The 15,365-nt window shown below is 57.5% G+C and carries 16 protein-coding genes and 1 pseudogene; 9 read left to right on the forward strand and 8 right to left on the reverse strand.

The features are described 5' to 3' along the window. Nucleotides 1-94: 94 nt before the first annotated feature. The 5 genes from doeB to ehuR form a co-directional block, all read right to left on the reverse strand. The gene (gene doeB, locus AC1D2P_RS27380; protein ID WP_060543910.1) at nucleotides 95-1,096 is read right to left on the reverse strand and encodes a N(2)-acetyl-L-2,4-diaminobutanoate deacetylase DoeB; all 1,002 of its coding nucleotides are present in this window, start codon (nucleotides 1,094-1,096) and stop codon (nucleotides 95-97) included. Between the two features lie 3 nt (nucleotides 1,097-1,099). Next, nucleotides 1,100-2,290: an ectoine hydrolase DoeA gene (gene doeA / locus AC1D2P_RS27385; protein ID WP_477758574.1), complete on the reverse strand. Its 1,191-nt coding sequence runs from the start codon at nucleotides 2,288-2,290 to the stop codon at nucleotides 1,100-1,102. Between the two features lie 43 nt (nucleotides 2,291-2,333). Beyond that, a complete protein-coding gene (gene eutC, locus AC1D2P_RS27390) occupies nucleotides 2,334-3,326 on the reverse strand; it encodes an ectoine utilization protein EutC (protein ID WP_477758575.1) in 993 nt (330 codons plus the stop codon). 36 nt (nucleotides 3,327-3,362) lie between these two features. Next, a complete protein-coding gene (gene eutB, locus AC1D2P_RS27395) occupies nucleotides 3,363-4,334 on the reverse strand; it encodes a hydroxyectoine utilization dehydratase EutB (protein ID WP_477758576.1) in 972 nt (323 codons plus the stop codon). A gap of 108 nt (nucleotides 4,335-4,442) precedes the next feature. Continuing rightward, on the reverse strand, nucleotides 4,443-5,837 hold the full coding sequence (ehuR, locus tag AC1D2P_RS27400; protein WP_477758582.1) for a MocR-like ectoine utilization transcription factor EhuR: 1,395 nt from the start codon (nucleotides 5,835-5,837) through the stop codon (nucleotides 4,443-4,445). Nucleotides 5,838-6,114: 277 nt separating this feature from the next. Here ehuR and ehuB point away from each other — a divergent pair, with 277 nt between their 5' ends. The 5 genes from ehuB (at nucleotide 6,115) to AC1D2P_RS27425 (ending at nucleotide 9,568) form a co-directional block, all read left to right on the forward strand. After that, nucleotides 6,115-6,972: an ectoine/hydroxyectoine ABC transporter substrate-binding protein EhuB gene (gene ehuB / locus AC1D2P_RS27405; RefSeq protein ID WP_477758577.1), complete on the forward strand. Its 858-nt coding sequence runs from the start codon at nucleotides 6,115-6,117 to the stop codon at nucleotides 6,970-6,972. A gap of 69 nt (nucleotides 6,973-7,041) precedes the next feature. After that, nucleotides 7,042-7,701, forward strand: a complete 660-nt coding sequence (ehuC, locus tag AC1D2P_RS27410; RefSeq protein ID WP_060543915.1) for an ectoine/hydroxyectoine ABC transporter permease subunit EhuC — start codon at nucleotides 7,042-7,044, stop codon at nucleotides 7,699-7,701. After that, complete coding sequence (gene ehuD / locus AC1D2P_RS27415; protein WP_060543916.1) at nucleotides 7,698-8,354, forward strand: ectoine/hydroxyectoine ABC transporter permease subunit EhuD; 657 nt, start codon at nucleotides 7,698-7,700, stop codon at nucleotides 8,352-8,354. The genes ehuC and ehuD overlap by 4 nt, the downstream gene beginning before the upstream one ends. Continuing rightward, nucleotides 8,354-9,229, forward strand: a complete 876-nt coding sequence (gene ehuA / locus AC1D2P_RS27420; RefSeq protein ID WP_082457645.1) for an ectoine/hydroxyectoine ABC transporter ATP-binding protein EhuA — start codon at nucleotides 8,354-8,356, stop codon at nucleotides 9,227-9,229. Before ehuD ends, ehuA begins: the two co-directional genes overlap by 1 nt. 99 nt (nucleotides 9,230-9,328) lie before the next feature. After that, a complete protein-coding gene (locus AC1D2P_RS27425; RefSeq protein WP_477758578.1) occupies nucleotides 9,329-9,568 on the forward strand; it encodes a hypothetical protein in 240 nt (79 codons plus the stop codon). 429 nt (nucleotides 9,569-9,997) lie between these two features. On the opposite strand, the pseudogene AC1D2P_RS27430 reads toward AC1D2P_RS27425, so the two are convergent. After that, nucleotides 9,998-10,143: pseudogene (locus AC1D2P_RS27430) on the reverse strand (thiolase C-terminal domain-containing protein); the annotation flags it as partial. A 398-nt stretch (nucleotides 10,144-10,541) separates the two neighbouring features. Here AC1D2P_RS27430 and AC1D2P_RS27435 point away from each other — a divergent pair. The 3 genes from AC1D2P_RS27435 to AC1D2P_RS27445 all read left to right on the forward strand — a co-directional run bounded on the left by AC1D2P_RS27435 (nucleotide 10,542) and on the right by AC1D2P_RS27445 (nucleotide 13,334). Next, the gene (locus tag AC1D2P_RS27435; protein ID WP_223525580.1) at nucleotides 10,542-11,840 is read left to right on the forward strand and encodes a serine/threonine protein kinase; all 1,299 of its coding nucleotides are present in this window, start codon (nucleotides 10,542-10,544) and stop codon (nucleotides 11,838-11,840) included. Next, a complete protein-coding gene (locus AC1D2P_RS27440) occupies nucleotides 11,833-12,621 on the forward strand; it encodes an MlaA family lipoprotein (RefSeq protein ID WP_109787266.1) in 789 nt (262 codons plus the stop codon). Before AC1D2P_RS27435 ends, AC1D2P_RS27440 begins: the two co-directional genes overlap by 8 nt. Before the next feature lie 92 nt (nucleotides 12,622-12,713). Beyond that, the gene (locus AC1D2P_RS27445) at nucleotides 12,714-13,334 is read left to right on the forward strand and encodes a tyrosine-type recombinase/integrase (protein WP_477758579.1); all 621 of its coding nucleotides are present in this window, start codon (nucleotides 12,714-12,716) and stop codon (nucleotides 13,332-13,334) included. A gap of 99 nt (nucleotides 13,335-13,433) precedes the next feature. Here AC1D2P_RS27445 and AC1D2P_RS27450 read toward each other — a convergent pair whose 3' ends face one another. Both AC1D2P_RS27450 and AC1D2P_RS27455 read right to left on the reverse strand, forming a co-directional pair. Next, a complete protein-coding gene (locus tag AC1D2P_RS27450; RefSeq protein ID WP_194940115.1) occupies nucleotides 13,434-13,745 on the reverse strand; it encodes an addiction module antidote protein in 312 nt (103 codons plus the stop codon). A 228-nt stretch (nucleotides 13,746-13,973) separates the two neighbouring features. After that, nucleotides 13,974-14,267, reverse strand: a complete 294-nt coding sequence (locus tag AC1D2P_RS27455; RefSeq protein WP_477758580.1) for a hypothetical protein — start codon at nucleotides 14,265-14,267, stop codon at nucleotides 13,974-13,976. A gap of 547 nt (nucleotides 14,268-14,814) precedes the next feature. Between AC1D2P_RS27455 and AC1D2P_RS27460 the strand changes: the two genes are divergently transcribed. After that, entirely contained in the window at nucleotides 14,815-15,105 is a 291-nt protein-coding gene (locus tag AC1D2P_RS27460; RefSeq protein WP_223525578.1) for a hypothetical protein, read from the forward strand. The last annotated feature ends 260 nt before the right edge of the window (nucleotides 15,106-15,365 follow it).

A 15,365-nucleotide genomic window follows, 5' to 3' on the forward strand; every position in this document is an offset into this window, starting at 1 on the left:
GAGCGAGCCTGCTCGCGATAGCGATATTTCAGTCACATCAATGAGAGATGTAACGCCGCAATCGCGAGCAGGCTCGCTCCCACAGGTTTTTAGATCAGGTCAATACATCGGCGATGACTGCAATGATATCGCCGCACTGCACCACTCCGGGAAAGTGGCGCGCCGCCAGCAGCCCGCTGCGGGCCGCGCGATATTCCACCGGGGCGACGCCGCTCCGGGTAGCGTCGTAAACGCGGGCAATCACGTCTCCTTCTCTCACGTTATCGCCCAGATCGCGGCACATTTCCAGCAAGCCATCGTGTTCGCTGTCGATGAAGCAATTGGCATCGGGCATGTCGAGCATGATTGACTCCGTGGTCTGGATCTCACCTTCGAGAATCCCCGCATGCACCAGCAGATTGCGCACCCCGCGCTCGGCAATCGCCACACTGCGCGCCGTGGACGAACCACCGCCACCCAGTTCGGTCGTGACAAAAACTTTGCCCTGACGCTCGGCGGCGGTGTCGTACATCGACCCGGCATCGAGCTCCAGCATGCGCATGCTGTAAGGCGCATTGAAGGCGCGCATAGCGGCTTCACATTGCTCTTGCTGGTTCTTGTCGGGCAGCACATGACAAGCCGCGAAAGGCAGGAAGTCCAGGGTGCGGCCACCGGAATGGATATCCAGCACGATGTCGGCCAAGGGCAACAAGGTCCGGTTGAAGTAATCGGCGATTTTCTCGGTCACGGTGCCGTCCGGCTTACCGGGGAAACTGCGATTCAGATTGCCCTTGTCGATCGGCGACGTGCGCCGACCGGCATGGAACGCCGGGGTGTTCATGAACGGGACGATAATCACCCGCCCCGTGACATCGGCGGCCGTTAGGCCCTGGGCCAGTTTGCTCAGCGCCACCGGGCCTTCGTATTCGTCACCGTGGTTACCGCCGGTAAGCAGCGCGGTCGGACCCTGACCGCGCTGAATCACCGTGACCGGAATCATCACCGCGCCCCAGGCCGAGTCGTCCCGGGAGTATGGCAATTTGAGGAACCCGTGCTGCACGCCTTCGCGGGCAAAATCCACCGTGGCGCTGATCGGGTTGTCAGGCAGGTCGCTCATGGCTCAATCCTTCACGAACAGTTGGCGTGGCACGTTGCACAGCGTCTCGACGCCGGTTTCGGTGATCAGAATGCTTTCGGTGATTTCTAGCCCCCAATCGTCCATCCACAGGCCCGGCATGAAGTGGAAAGTCATGCCCGGCTGCAACACGCTGGTGTCGCCGGGACGCAGGCTCATGGTGCGTTCGCCCCAGTCTGGCGGATAGCTGATCCCGATCGGGTAGCCACAACGGCTGTCCTTGTGGATGCCGAATTTCTCCAACACTTTGAAAAACGCCACAGCGATGTCGCCGGTGGTATTGCCCGGTTTGGCTGCTTCCAGTCCTGCGGCGATGCCTTCGACCACGGCTTTTTCGCCGTCGAGGAAGTGCTGTGGAGGTTTGCCCAAATAGATCGTGCGCGACAGCGGACAGTGATAACGCTTGTAGCAACCGGCGATTTCAAAGAAGGTCCCGGCGCCTTTTTCGAACGGCGAATCGTCCCAGGTCAGGTGCGGCGCGCTGGCGTCGGCACCCGTGGGCAATAGCGGCACGATGGCCGGGTAATCGCCGCCATGACCGTCAGCGCCGAGGATCCCGCTGCTGTAGATTTCAGCCACCAGTTCATTTTTGCGCATACCCGGCTCGATCCGTTCGAGGATCCGCCCGTGCATGTTTTCGACGATGCGCGCAGCGATGCGCATGTAAGCGATTTCCTGGGGCGACTTGATCGCCCTCTGCCAGTTCACCAACCCGACCGCGTCGATCAGCTTGGCCTGCGGCAGGTTTTTCTGCAGCGACAAATACGAGGCGGCGCTGAAATAATAGTTATCCATTTCCACGCCGATGGTCAGCGCGTACCAACCCCGGGCACTGATGACTTCCCGCGAAAGGTAATCCATCGGATGGCGTTCCCGGGACTGCACGTAGATGTCCGGGTAACCGACGATGTTCTCGTGCTGCATGAACACCGTGCGCTTGGCGCCGTTGGCGTCTTGCCCGCGACCGAACCAGACCGGCTCGCCGTCGAGCGCCAACAACACGCATTGGTGAACGTAAAACGACCAACCGTCATAGCCGGTCAACCAGGCCATGTTCGACGGATCGGTGACCAGCAACAGCTCGATGCCCTGAACCTGCATGGCCGCTCGAACCTTGGCCAGACGCTGGGCGTATTCCTCCCGTTCGAACGGGAGATTGACGACTATCTGAGACATGCACATGCCCTCTGATAAATGACGCACGGATGAAAAAAGTGGATTAGCTACCGAACTGAAAACCCTTGCCGGCCGAGCGCGCGCGCTCGAAGGCCAGATTGGCCATGGCGGTGTCCTGGGCGCCGGTTCCGGTGAGGTCGCACAAGGTGACTTGCGCATCGCTGGTCCGACCCGGGTGCTGGCCCGCGAGCACTTGCCCCAATTCGGCCAAGCCCGATTCGTCGGTAATAACACCGGCCGCCAAAGCGTGATGCAACTCGCCGAGGATTCGCGTTTGGCTCAAGCGATCCGCCACGTAGCGGTCGACCTTGGCCAACGCTTGGGGAGAAATTTCATTTTTGTGTTCGGCATCCGAACCCATGGCGGTGATGTGCAAGCCGGGGTGCAAGTGGCGCGCTTCGATCAGCGGTTCACGGCTCGGGGTGCAGGTGATCGCAATGTCCACGCCGGTCATGGCCTCGTCGATGCTAGTGCAAGGCGTGACCGTCAGACCGCTGTCGCGCGCCAGCTCGGTGCTGAAGTCTTTGGCCTTGGCGCTGTCGCGTGCCCAGACTTGAACGGATTCAATCGGCCGAACCAAACGCAACGCCTGAAGCTGCAACGCGGCCTGCTCGCCGGCACCGATCAGCGCTACGCTGCAACTGTCGACCCGGGACAGGGCTCGAGCCGCCACGGCGCCCGCCGCGGCTGTGCGTACGGCGGTCAGATAACCGTTGTCCAGCAGCAAGGCGTCGAGCAAACCGGTGCGCGCCGAAAGCAACATCATCATGCCGTTGAGACTCGGTAGGCCCAGTTTCGGATTGTCGAAAAAACCCGGACTGACCTTGATCGCAAAACGCTCCAGGCCCGGCAGGTATGCAGTCTTCACGTCCACTTCGCCATTGTGCTCGGGGATGTCCAGACGGAGGATCGGCGGCATTGCCACCGCTGCCGTGGCCAGCAGCACAAAGGCTTGTTCGATAGCTTCGATGCTCGGCAAGTCTAGTGCCACACAGGCACGCAGATCCGCTTCGCTCAATAAGGTGATGTCACTCATCAATGCGGCACTCCATTCAGTCGTTATTGTTGGGGTTCACGCATCTGCGACCGCGAGGACTCGCAGGTGCTGATCGATGTCGACGTTACGGCCGCTGACCACCACCACGATCGGCCCGCGCGGCTCAATCAATCCATCAAGCAACGCGGCAATCCCGACAACGGCCGCGCCCTCCAGCACCAGACGCTCTTCGCGATAGGCATGGCGTAGGGCATTGGCGATGGAAGTCTCGCTGAGCAAATGCACGTGGTCACACAGATCGCGGGTCATGTTGAAGGTGTAACGGTTGTTCAGGCCGATGCCACCGCCGAGCGAGTCGGCCAGAGTCGGCAGCTCTTCGACTTCCACCGGATGCCCGGCTGCGAGGCTGGCGTGCATGGCCGCACCGCGTTGCATGCTGATGCCGTGGGTGATGATGTTCGCGCTGACGCTTTTGATCGCCAGCGCCACACCGGCAAACAAACCGCCGCCGGACAACGGCACGAGGATTTGCGCCACGTCCGGTTGCTGTTCGAGGATTTCCAGCCCCAGCGTGCCCTGCCCGGCGATGATGGCCGGGTGATCGAACGGCGGCAGCAATGTCGCGCCTTGCTCGTTGGCGATCCGTTCGGCTTCACGCTGGGCGTCGTCCTGAGACTGGCCGACGATGCATACCTCGGCGCCCAGATCACGAATGGCTTGAACCTTGTTCGCCGGCACCAGATGCGACAGGCAAATCGTCGCCTTCACGCCTTGCCGGGAAGCGGCATACGCCAGAGCACGACCGTGATTACCGGTCGACGCCGCCACCACGCCACGCGCTTTCTCCTCGGCGCTGAGCTGCGCCACGGCATTGCTCGCGCCGCGCAATTTGAAACTGCCGGTGATTTGCTGGGATTCGAGTTTGAGGTACACCGCCACGCCCAATCGTTGCGAAAGGCTGGGCGAATATTCCAAGGGGGTACGCCGGACAAGCGATTCGATGCGCTGGCGAGCGAGGTAAACATCATGTAGCTGCAACGTTGACATGACCGCGTCCCGACTGTGGTGTTGGGCGCAGTCTAAGAGGACTGGATTGTCGTAATGAATGTACTAGGGCAATTTAGTCGACAAACTTTTTTGCGAGCTTTTTCCCGGTCAGAAATCGTGGATTTGCGGGTACTGCCCGAATATCTCGCGCATGCTCATCAGTGCGTCCCGCATTTCTTCGTCGCTGCATTCGGCGCCGACACACATCCTTACCGCTCGAGCCCGAGGCGTGCCACGCACGGTGAACGGGTCAGGCGACGTGACGGCAATGTGCCGGTGACGCAGGGCCCGAACCAGGCTGTCGACCTCCCAATGCGGGGGAATGCCGACCCACGCATTCAATGCATGAGGATGCTGGCCGAGCAGGTGCTCGCCCAAGTATTCGCTGACCATCGCCTGTCGGCCGGCCAACAGTTTGCGCTGCAAACGCACGAGCGTGTCGGCGCGACCGTCGCGAATCCAGCGCGCGGCGATTTCGGAGACCATGGGCGTGGCCATCCAGCTGTTAACCCGCAAGATGCTCTCGGTGCGCAACGCCAAACGCTTGGGCACCACCAGATAACCGATGCGTAAACCGGTCAGCACCGACTTGGTCATGCTGGTGCAATAGAACGACAGTTCTGGCAGGTAATGGCTGATCGGCGGCGCGCGATGCTCATCCAGCAACGGCCCGTATACATCGTCCTCAATGATGTGCACGCCGAAACGCCGAGCGATGTCGGCAATCTCCCGCCGACGACTGTCCGGCATCAGGCTGGTGGTCGGGTTGTTCAGGTTCGGCGTGCACACCAGCGCGGTGATGCGCTCGTTGCTGCACATGTCTTCGAAATGTTCCGGGTCGATGCCATAACGGTCCATCTCCAGGCCTTTGAGGGTGAACCCCAATACCTGAGAGTTGCCGATCACTCCGTGATCGGTGACCCCTTCGCAAAGTACTACATCATCGGGGCCCGCCAGAGATGCCAGCGCAAGGAAGATACCGTGGGCCGCGCCATTGGTAATCAGGATGTCATCGCGCTCGACCCGCAGTCCTTGCCGTCCGATCCAGCGCATGGCCTCTTCGCGGTGCGACTCGAAACCGGCAATTGGACGAAATGCGTGAATCCACGGCTGATCCTCTTCCGTGCTGAGCTCGCGGCAGGTGTCACGCCAGAACTGGTCGTGCTCGCGGGTGTGCAGGATCCGCGCGATGGAAAAATCCACCAGGGCCCGTTCAGGGCTATCGAGAATATAGGTAGCCACTCGATCGCTCATGCGCCGCGACACAAAGCTGCCGCGCCCGACTTCGCAACGCACCAGCCCCTGACGCTCCAGCTCTTTATAGGCGTTGGTGACCGTCTGCACGCTGATGCCCATGGTATCGGCAACATGCCGCTGCGGTGGCAGGCGCTGATCATTGGCCAAGACACCCTGCTCGATATCATCGGCAATCGCCTGCACCAGAATCTTGTACTTTGACTCGCCACTGCGGACGATATCCAGTGCCGCTTTCCATTTGTCCATCAGCGCTAAAACCCGGGTCTGTGCTCGTCGGGACAGCATCGCGCTAGTATCCATGCAATGCAATTGTCCTAGTGCAATACAATGATGCTCAGCGCTTTTGTATGCTCGGCTCAAGGTCGACAGCCGGGCACCTTCAAGCCCACAACAAAATCAGTCGACCTGTACCGGACTGCGCCCAGATCCATGAGATCAGTCCTTGTACGCTTTGCTCTTGTAACACTGCCTCCTACCACAGAGCCGTCACCGACGGGTCAACAAGAAACAGGAGATTTTATCGATGAGCAATTTCCCTTCCCGCAGCACCCATGCATTGCGTCACCTGTTCGTAGCTTGCGCGTTGTTCGGCCTAGTCTCCGGCGCCCAAGCCGCTACGACACTGGAAACCGTCAAACAGAACAGCAGCATCCGTATCGGTTATGCCAACGAAACCCCGTTCGCCTTTACCGAAACCGACGGCAGGGTCACCGGTGAATCACCGGAAATCGCCAAAGCCATCTTTGCCAAAATGGGCATCAAACAGGTTGACGGAGTGTTGACCGAATGGGGCTCGTTGATCCCGGGTCTGCGCGCCGGGCGCTTCGACGTGATTGCCGCCGGCATGTACATCACGCCGGCTCGCTGCAAGCAGGTGCTGTTTACCGATCCGCAGTATCAACTGCCGGACGCGCTGCTTACGGCCAAAGGCAACCCGAAGGGGCTGCACAGTTACGAAGACATCGCCAAGAATCCCGAGGTGAAGCTGGCAATCATGGCCGGCACGGTGAACCTGGGCTATGCCCGCGACTCGGGTGTTAAGGATGAGCAAATCCTCCAAGTACCGGACACCACCGCCCAGTTGCAAGCCGTGCGCGCCGGTCGTGCCGACGCGGCAGTGGGTACTCAACTGACCATGAAAGGTTTGGCCGCCAAGGGTGGTGAAAAAGTTGAAGCAGTCACCGAGTTCAAGGATGACCCGTCACACATTGGATACGGTGCTCTCGCCTTCCGTCCGGAAGACAAAGACCTGCGCGATGCGGTCAACGCCGAGTTGAAAAAATGGTTGGGCTCCGAAGAGCACCTCAAGGCAGTTGCCCCTTTCGGGTTTGACAAATCCAACGTGACAAGCAAAACGGCTGCCGAGCTCTGCGCTCAATAGTCGAAACAGGCATGGCGCCACGGCGCGATGCCTATTTCCCTGCTTAATCCGGATGGACAGGTTTAAACCATGGGTGAATTACTTCCGCTATTGATACAAGGCGCCTGGGTGACACTCCAGGTGACGATCTTCGGTTCGCTGCTGGCGATTGTCGCGGCAATCCTCGCGGCTCTGGGGCGCATGTCGCCTTGGCGGCCATTGCGCTGGTTTTCCATTGCTTACATTGAAGTGTTTCGAGGCACGTCGTTGCTGGTGCAATTGTTCTGGCTGTTTTTCGTACTGCCGCTGCCGCCGTTCAACCTCGAACTGAGTCCCTACAGCGTGGCCATCGTCGGTCTCGGCTTGCACATTGGTGCTTACGGCGCCGAGGTGATGCGCGGTGCGATCAGCTCTGTCGCCAAGGGGCAATACGAAGCTTCCACGGCACTGAACTTTAGCGGCTATAAGCGCTTTCGCCGCATCATTCTTCCGCAGGCATTGCTGGCCGCTATTCCGCCGGGTACCAACCTGCTGATCGAATTGCTGAAAAATACTTCACTGGTGTCGTTAATCACCCTGTCAGACCTGAGCTTCAGGGCTCGTCAATTGGATCAGGCAACTTTCGAGACTCTGGAAATTTTCAGCCTGGCGCTGGTGATGTACTTCGTCTTGGCGCAGGCGATCAACATCGGCATGCGTCACATTGAGCGCCATCTGGCTCGCGGGCGGATGCGTGGAGGTCTGTCATGACACTGTTCGATTGGACCTATGCCTGGCAAATCCTCCCCGATTTACTGCGCGCTTCCCTTAACACCGTGGGGATTACCCTGGTCGGCTTCCTGATTGCCATTGTGCTGGGGCTGTTCCTGGCTATCGGTCGAAGGAGCCGCAGAGTCTGGCTGTCGTGGCCGACCACCGCCGTGATCGAGTTCATTCGCAGCACGCCGCTGCTGATCCAGGTGTATTTCCTTTACTACGTGCTGCCCAATTACGGTGTCAGCATGACCGCGATGCAAGTGGGGATTCTCGGCATAGGCCTGCATTACGCCTGCTACATCGCCGAGGTGTATCGCGGCGGCCTCGATGCGGTGCCGCGCGCGCAATGGGAAGCGGTCACGGCGTTGAACATCGCCCCATACAGCGCTTATCGCAACATCATACTGCCCCAGGCCCTGCGGCCGATCCTGCCTCCATTGGGCAACTACCTGGTGGCGATGCTCAAGGACACGCCGGTGCTGTCGGCGATTACCGTGGTGGAAATCATGCAACAGGCCAAGAACATCGGTTCCGAGAATTTCCGCTATTTGGAGCCGATCACCATGGTCGGCCTGTTTTTCCTCGCCCTAAGCATTGCTTTGGCTTATCTGGTACGGCGCCTTGAAGTGCGCCTGGAGCTACGCTAATGACTACTCCACTGTCGACACCCGGTGACCTTTCACGGCACAGCAACCCGACCCCGCTGCATCCGCAGGAGGCCATGGCCATGCAGGAAACCAAACCGGTAAAGCCGATCGTCAGCTTCCAGGACGTTACCAAGAGCTACGGCAACTTTACCGTGCTCGATCATTTGAACCTGGACGTCACGCCGGGTGAGAAAGTCGCGATCATCGGCCCCAGCGGCTCCGGAAAATCCACACTGCTGCGGGTACTGATGACACTCGAAGGCATCGATGACGGACTGATCCGCATTGAGGATGACTTGCTGACCCACATGCCCAATCGCAACGGTGTATTGGTGCCCGCCAATGACCGGCACATCCGCCGAGTGCGCGGCAAGATCGGCATGGTGTTCCAGAGTTTTAACCTGTTCCCTCACATGACAGCGTTGCAAAACGTTATCGAGGCGCCGGTGCAGGTGCTCGGTATGAAACCGGCCGAGGCCCGTGAACGTGCAGCAGACTTGCTGGAACTGGTGGGTCTGGGCAGCAAGCTCGGGCATTACCCATCGCAGTTATCCGGTGGTCAACAACAACGGGTGGCGATCGCCCGGGCACTAGCCATGCGCCCGAAAGTCATGCTGTTCGACGAAGTGACCTCCGCGCTCGACCCGGAACTGTGCGGCGAAGTGCTCAACGTGATCCGCAAGCTCGGCACCGAACACAACCTGACCATGCTGATGGTTACGCATCAAATGGGTTTCGCCCGGGAGTTCGCTGATCGTGTGTGCTTTTTCTACAAAGGGCAGATTCACGAGCAGGGCACCCCGGCGCAAATCTTCGAACACCCGCAGCAGGAACGCACGTGCGCGTTTCTCAGTGCGGTGAAAGAAGCCAACTAGGCAAGCTGCCAGCCCTGGCCGCCACTCGGGTCGATTACGCGTTGGGATTGCAGTTCATCGTCCCGCTGGGGGATTTGGGAAAGCCAAAAGGAGTAGTTCATGACTTGCTTGATTTGTGGTGAAACTGCGGCGGTCTTTGAAACTGATGGTGAATACGAGGAAAGAACCTGTCCGAGCTGTGGGCATTGTCGAATTACGGGTGCGGCGCTTGTGCTGATGAAAACCCACGGTTGGTATTTCGATATAGAGCTGACTCGGAAGTGGATCACAGAGCACCAAGGCATCGGATTTATTCCAACAATTGATTCGCGCCAGGCAGTTCGCCTGATTGACGTTTAATTGGCCACTCAATTCAGACCGGTCACTGTCCCGCTGAGGCAAATACGCTTTTCTGTGAGCGTAGGGGCCCAATGCAGGGGCATGTCCTGGCGGTGACGTGATTCGGATTTATGGGCTATTGGTTGATGGCCCGGTATGTGGTCTGATTCAGGAGCTTTGTAATGACAGATACCCCCTTACAGAGATGCCGACGTGGTGTTGGCGTGCCCAATATGTGGAAGCATCCACTTTGAACGTCCGCTTCCGCGAAAGTCGTAAGACCGCTTAGGGTCGACTACTGCCCTCCACGAAGGGCAGCTTTGGGTCGATGTTTGAAAAATAAGTGCTTTGTACAATGCTTGGGGTTTGTCTGTGATTTGCCAACGTTCAGGCCAGCTGACTGCGCGGCTGGCCCTTGGAGAGAAAACCGCCCGATGGGCTGACCATCTACTTGCTGCCATAGGTGTTGTCGCCATCCATGACCAGGCGCTCGGCCTAACCGTCGCCACACAAGTCCAGCCTTCGTATGTCAGCAATTGGTACTGGGCAAAGCAGTCGTGCAGCTCGAAGACATCGATGTCTTTCGGACCAATTCCGACCTATTGGTAGGCAATGTCGGCAGCCAGGCGGTGTTAACGCCGACTGAACGCTCACCTAGGAGGCTGTCGCAGATTGGTCCAAGGCGAAAAATCTAATGACCTGCATGGCCTAGTTTAAAGATGAAATCTTCTGAAAACCTAGGTCCGTTTTCAATTGGCAGAATCATCGTTATCGGGTCAGTTTTCGGTCGACGACAACACTCGGGGCGTTCCGGGGCCACTTGGCGAGCACCTCCCCAAAACTCAACTATATTGCTCCTAGGGGGAGATGCCGGATACGACATCCGAGTGATTGTCTTGATAGATGACAAATGACAAGAAGCTAGGCGACTAGCTGTGCAGTTGCCCTAGCTCGTGTTTGCTTGCACAGCATTTTTCTATTTGGGGACAACGACATGCTCCTATCATTGCACTTCGCCGCCTTGTTTGGCGGCCTAATCCTGAGTGCGTCGGTCCTGGCCGCCGAAGTCGACGCCGCAACATACCACTATCCGTTGACCAACCCGTTTGAAGCTACCATCCTCTCAACACCGCCCGAACTTCGCCCCGAGTTGCCACTCGACGACGACATCAAACAGAGCGACTACTCCCTCAACCTGCTGCCACATCGCGAATTCGAACTGCCTGCCAATTTTTGGGCTGTGAAAAAACTACGCTACCGCATGGCCAAACAGGACCACCCAGCCCCGCTGATCTTTCTGATCGCCGGCACTGGTTCGCCTTACTACAGCAGTGTCAACGAGTTCCTCAAGAAGCTGTACTACAAGGCTGGCTATAATGTAGTGCAGCTATCCTCGCCCACCAGCTACGATTTCATGACCTCAGCCTCACAAGTGGCCACCCCCGGAGTGACCAGAGACGATGCCGAAGACCTGTACCGAGTCATGCAGGCAGTGCATGCTCAACAATTGAACGTACCTGTCACAGAGTACTACCTTACGGGCTATAGCCTTGGGGCACTCGATGCAGCGTTTGTTGCCAACCTTGACGAGTCCAGACACAGCTTCAACTTTAAACGCGTGCTGCTGCTCAACCCTCCAGTCAGCCTCGTCACTTCGATAGCCAACCTGGACAAGCTGGTGCAGGCCAAGGTCAAAGGTATCGACAACAACACGACCTTCTACGAGCTGATGCTTACAAAGCTGACCCGCTATTTCCAGCAAAAGGGTTACATCGACCTCAACGATGCCCTTGTCTATGACTTTCAGAACTCGCACAACCGCCTGTCCAATGAGCAGATGGCCATGCTGATCGGCACGTCTTTCCGCTTCTCGGCAGCTGACATCGCCTTCACCTCCGACCTGATCAACCATCGCGGCCTGATCACCCCGCCCAAATTCCCGATTAACGAAGGTACCGACCTCACGCCGTTCTTCGAGCGAGCCTTAGAGTGCAACTTTGACTGCTATATGGCGGGGCAAGTCATCCCCATGTGGCGCGCCCACACCAACGGCGGTAGCGTGCTGCAACTGAATAACCAGGCCAGCCTCTACGCACTCAAGGATTATTTGAAAACCAGCACCAAAATTGCCGTGATGCATAACGCCGATGACATCATTCTCGGCCCTGGTGATCTCGGCTTCCTGCGCAATACCTTCGGTAACCGTCTGACCGTGTACCCGCACGGTGGGCATTGCGGCAACATCAACTACCGTGTCAACAGCGACGCCATGCTGGAGTTCTTCCATGGCTAGAAAACTTCTCTTCGTTGCAACGCTGTTGAGCGCTGGCATGGTCCAAGCCGAAGGCACCGTACCGCCGGCGCCCAACGTCGTCGAACCCGATGGCTACACCCAGCCGCTCAAGCAACTTGAATTCAACCCTGGCCTGGACCAGCGCGAGTTCGAGCGCTCGACTTTAGACGCCTTGAGCGTCTACGACCCTCTGGGGAGCTGGAACCGCCGGGTCTACCACTTCAACTACCGTTTCGACCAGTGGGTTGCCCTGCCAGTGGTCAACGGCTACCGCTACATTACACCCAGCTTTCTGCGTACCGGGGTGAGTAACTTCTTCAATAATCTGGGCGATGTCTCCAACCTGCTAAACAGCCTGCTGCAGCTCAAAGGCGAGCGCTCGATGGAAATCACCGCACGGCTGCTGCTCAACACCACCGTCGGTATTGCAGGTCTTTGGGACCCAGCTACTAGCATGGGCATTCGAAGACAAAGCGAAGACTTCGGTGAGACCCTGGGTTTCTACGGCGTGCCGAGCGGCGCATACCTAATTCTACCGTTCCTTGGTCCATCCAACCTTCGCGACACCGGCGGACTAGTCTTCGACTGGAGCACCGCCTCGCAAATCAACTACCTCAATGTCGCCGAGGTCAGCAAGAATCACCCGGAAATTTACCTGCTGCGCGCCATCGACAAGCGCTACACCACCAACTTCCGCTATGGCCAGATGAACTCACCGTTCGAATACGAAAAAGTCCGCTATGTGTACACCCAGGCGCGTAAGTTGCAAATTGCTGAATAGCCTCAGCCTGACAGACATCTATGGGTCGAATAGCGACCACGACGCACCGTGACTGAGCCACCCTTGTCCTCCCTCAACCTGGAGGACAAGCCATGAACTCAATTGCTACACATCGCCATCAGCCTTGGAACAAGGGAAAGCTCGTCGGGCAAAAGGCGCCGCTCCGAGTCAGAGATATCTGGGCTATCCGCGTAAGACTTCAGCTTGCTGAGAAGACACGGGATCTGGCGCTCTTCAACTTGGCTATCGACAGCAAATTGCGTGCCTGTGACTTAACCAAGCTGCGAGTCCGAGACATAGCCCATGGGGAACATGTGTCGTCACGAGCCATCGTGATGCAGCAGAAAACCCACCACCCAGTGCAATTTGAAATCACTGAGCAAACCCGAACGGCTCTGGAGGCTTGGATGCATCAAGCCCACCTCCACAGCGAGGACTTCTTGTTCCCGAGCCGTTTGCACGACTCAGACCATCTCTCCACCAGACAGTACGCTCGAATAGTCAAAGCGTGGGTGACCGCCATTGGCCTTGACCCAACCATGTACGGTACTCACACGCTACGGCGAACCAAGGCATCGTTGATCTATCGCAGGACAAAGAATCTGAGAGCAGTTCAACTCCTGCTGGGGCATACGAAGCTTGAAAGCACCGTCAGGTACTTGGGCATCGAGGTCGATGATGCCCTGGAAATGGCAGAGCAGACAGAAGTCTGACCATCCATTGCGACGGTCTACCCCAGACCGTCGCTATCCGACCCATAGGCGACGTTCATCGGACGGACTCACACGTTTAGCTGCTTTTTGCCGTGGTATTTATATCCGTGAACTGCCTCCATTTCCGGGAACAGTTGCGACAACGATCTTGACTTTGATGCCTAAGGCCGTGGCCACTTTCAGAACGATAGAAAGGTTCGGATCACCATCCTTAGAAAATGCCCGGTACAGCGTGGCTCTACTTATTCCGGTCTCGCGAGAAAGCCGGCTCATTCCTTTGTCTCGCGCAATTGTGCCCAGTGCAGCAACCAATACGCTCGGATCATTCGCCATCAGACCGCTCTCCAGAAGGGCGGCAAAATCCTTATCACTGATTCGACTGTCCGACTCAACCAAACCTGTGTAATGCATAGCAGCCTCCCCGTGATAAGAGCGTCTCCTAAAGCAATGGCTACGCCAGAGTCGGTGAAGATGCTCATATGAAAATCTAGACCATTCCGGACGCATTAACGCGATGTGCTGGATCTTTCTATCCCGCACTCTGAAATTTAAGTGTTCTGATGTTCCTCGGTCTTAATGACTGATCAGATTCGGAGGGCTGTTACCCGGTTTTGGCCCCATTTCGCTCAGTCGCAAAGGTCAGAAAGCGGTCATGGGCGGCCATTCGGCAGACGCTGGTAGACGCTGGTAGACGGCCTGCTCGGCCCGATGCACCGCCCCGATCATGGCCCGGTAGGCCTCGGCGCCAATCAACCCGGCGGCCTGCAGTGCCAGGGTGAAGCCAAGGGCGTGCGCGATGTGGTGTTGGATAATCGGGACCGCCAGGTGCTCACCGATGCGCTGTAGCTCGGTGTCCCAGGCCTGTTGCAAGGACGGGGTCGGCAGGCGCAGCGGCAGCGGGTCATCCGGCATCGGTTCTTTTGAGCGCGGCATGGGGAGGCTCCTGGACGAATGAGTGGCCGACAGTGCGTCAAACCAGAGGGCCGGGGGTCGGTATACCAGTCTAGGCGGTGGTGATTTCCGCCGCCAATCAAAAAGGCCCCCGCACCGGGCTGAGGTGGGGGGCCTGTTTTACATAAGCGGCGTTATGGGTAATCGGCGGTTTTTTATGGCGTTCAGCACCATAGGTAAGTGATAGCCCCCGTTTTTGGGGAATTGTCCTAAAGGAAAATTGATGTCTGGTGTAATGACGTGGCGGGTTTATCGCGGTGCCGCGAAGCGTGGCGCTGACGTGGCCTACTGGCGTGGATTTTGCTTCGACGGTTAGAGGCAGCATTCATTGATGCATCAAAGCCGGAGATTAGCGCCTTGTGGAAACATCCTCTACTGCTCGGCATTACCTGTGGATTTGTGATCTTCACATTCGGTTTGGTTGTGAGCTTTAGCGTAATCCTGTGGCAGATGAGATAACCAATCGATTAACGGTAAGCTTTCTTGATAAACAGCCGTACGATGCCCAACTTAAACAGGAAGCGCCCATATGCAGCGCGTAAACGAATTATCCCCCATAGACTCGATCGACCCACTCTCTGTGCGTTTGCCGACGGAATCGCTGCAATGCGCTTGGGAGACGTCGCTGGAAAACATCATTCAGGCCCGCACGGAACTGGCCATTCTAGAGCACGTTTCAATCGCCCGGGGTTTTGCATGGGGTGTCCATGCGGGTGCGCTGGTTGACCATACGGATTTCACTTCGATGGGCGCGAAAATCATCTTGGCTCACCAAGAGGCCTTAGATAAATGCAGGAACACCATCATCGAGAACGGTTGACTGTAGTTCATTAGAATCCATGCATGGTTGTGAATGAGAAGTGAATCATCCCGGATATTCTGGAGCATCCGACGACTGCTTTTGGCCGATTCTGTTGAAAAAGTAGCTCCCATGTCTGGGCTGCGGCAAAATTGCTGCATTGGCCGGCGGGGGATCACACAGCATGATTGGACAGTTATCGAGTGGGCAGGAGCGACTGTTTTACTCGTTCAACCTTGAAGATCACATCCCAGCCAATCACCTTCTGCGCAGCATTGATC

Source organism: Pseudomonas sp. P1_F1_2 (assembly GCF_056405815.1).

Bases quoted from the DNA above. Each gene is read 5' to 3' on its own strand.
- doeB (WP_060543910.1), bottom strand. From the start codon at position 1,096: ATGAGCGACCTGCCTGACAACCCGATCAGCGCCACGGTGGATTTTGCC.
- doeA (WP_477758574.1), bottom strand. From the start codon at position 2,290: ATGTCTCAGATAGTCGTCAATCTCCCGTTCGAACGGGAGGAATACGCC.
- eutC (WP_477758575.1), bottom strand. From the start codon at position 3,326: ATGAGTGACATCACCTTATTGAGCGAAGCGGATCTGCGTGCCTGTGTG.
- eutB (WP_477758576.1), bottom strand. From the start codon at position 4,334: ATGTCAACGTTGCAGCTACATGATGTTTACCTCGCTCGCCAGCGCATC.
- ehuR (WP_477758582.1), bottom strand. From the start codon at position 5,837: ATGGACAAATGGAAAGCGGCACTGGATATCGTCCGCAGTGGCGAGTCA.
- ehuB (WP_477758577.1), top strand. From the start codon at position 6,115: ATGAGCAATTTCCCTTCCCGCAGCACCCATGCATTGCGTCACCTGTTC.
- ehuC (WP_060543915.1), top strand. From the start codon at position 7,042: ATGGGTGAATTACTTCCGCTATTGATACAAGGCGCCTGGGTGACACTC.
- ehuD (WP_060543916.1), top strand. From the start codon at position 7,698: ATGACACTGTTCGATTGGACCTATGCCTGGCAAATCCTCCCCGATTTA.
- ehuA (WP_082457645.1), top strand. From the start codon at position 8,354: ATGACTACTCCACTGTCGACACCCGGTGACCTTTCACGGCACAGCAAC.
- AC1D2P_RS27425 (WP_477758578.1), top strand. From the start codon at position 9,329: ATGACTTGCTTGATTTGTGGTGAAACTGCGGCGGTCTTTGAAACTGAT.
- AC1D2P_RS27435 (WP_223525580.1), top strand. From the start codon at position 10,542: ATGCTCCTATCATTGCACTTCGCCGCCTTGTTTGGCGGCCTAATCCTG.
- AC1D2P_RS27440 (WP_109787266.1), top strand. From the start codon at position 11,833: ATGGCTAGAAAACTTCTCTTCGTTGCAACGCTGTTGAGCGCTGGCATG.
- AC1D2P_RS27445 (WP_477758579.1), top strand. From the start codon at position 12,714: ATGAACTCAATTGCTACACATCGCCATCAGCCTTGGAACAAGGGAAAG.
- AC1D2P_RS27450 (WP_194940115.1), bottom strand. From the start codon at position 13,745: ATGCATTACACAGGTTTGGTTGAGTCGGACAGTCGAATCAGTGATAAG.
- AC1D2P_RS27455 (WP_477758580.1), bottom strand. From the start codon at position 14,267: ATGCCGCGCTCAAAAGAACCGATGCCGGATGACCCGCTGCCGCTGCGC.
- AC1D2P_RS27460 (WP_223525578.1), top strand. From the start codon at position 14,815: ATGCAGCGCGTAAACGAATTATCCCCCATAGACTCGATCGACCCACTC.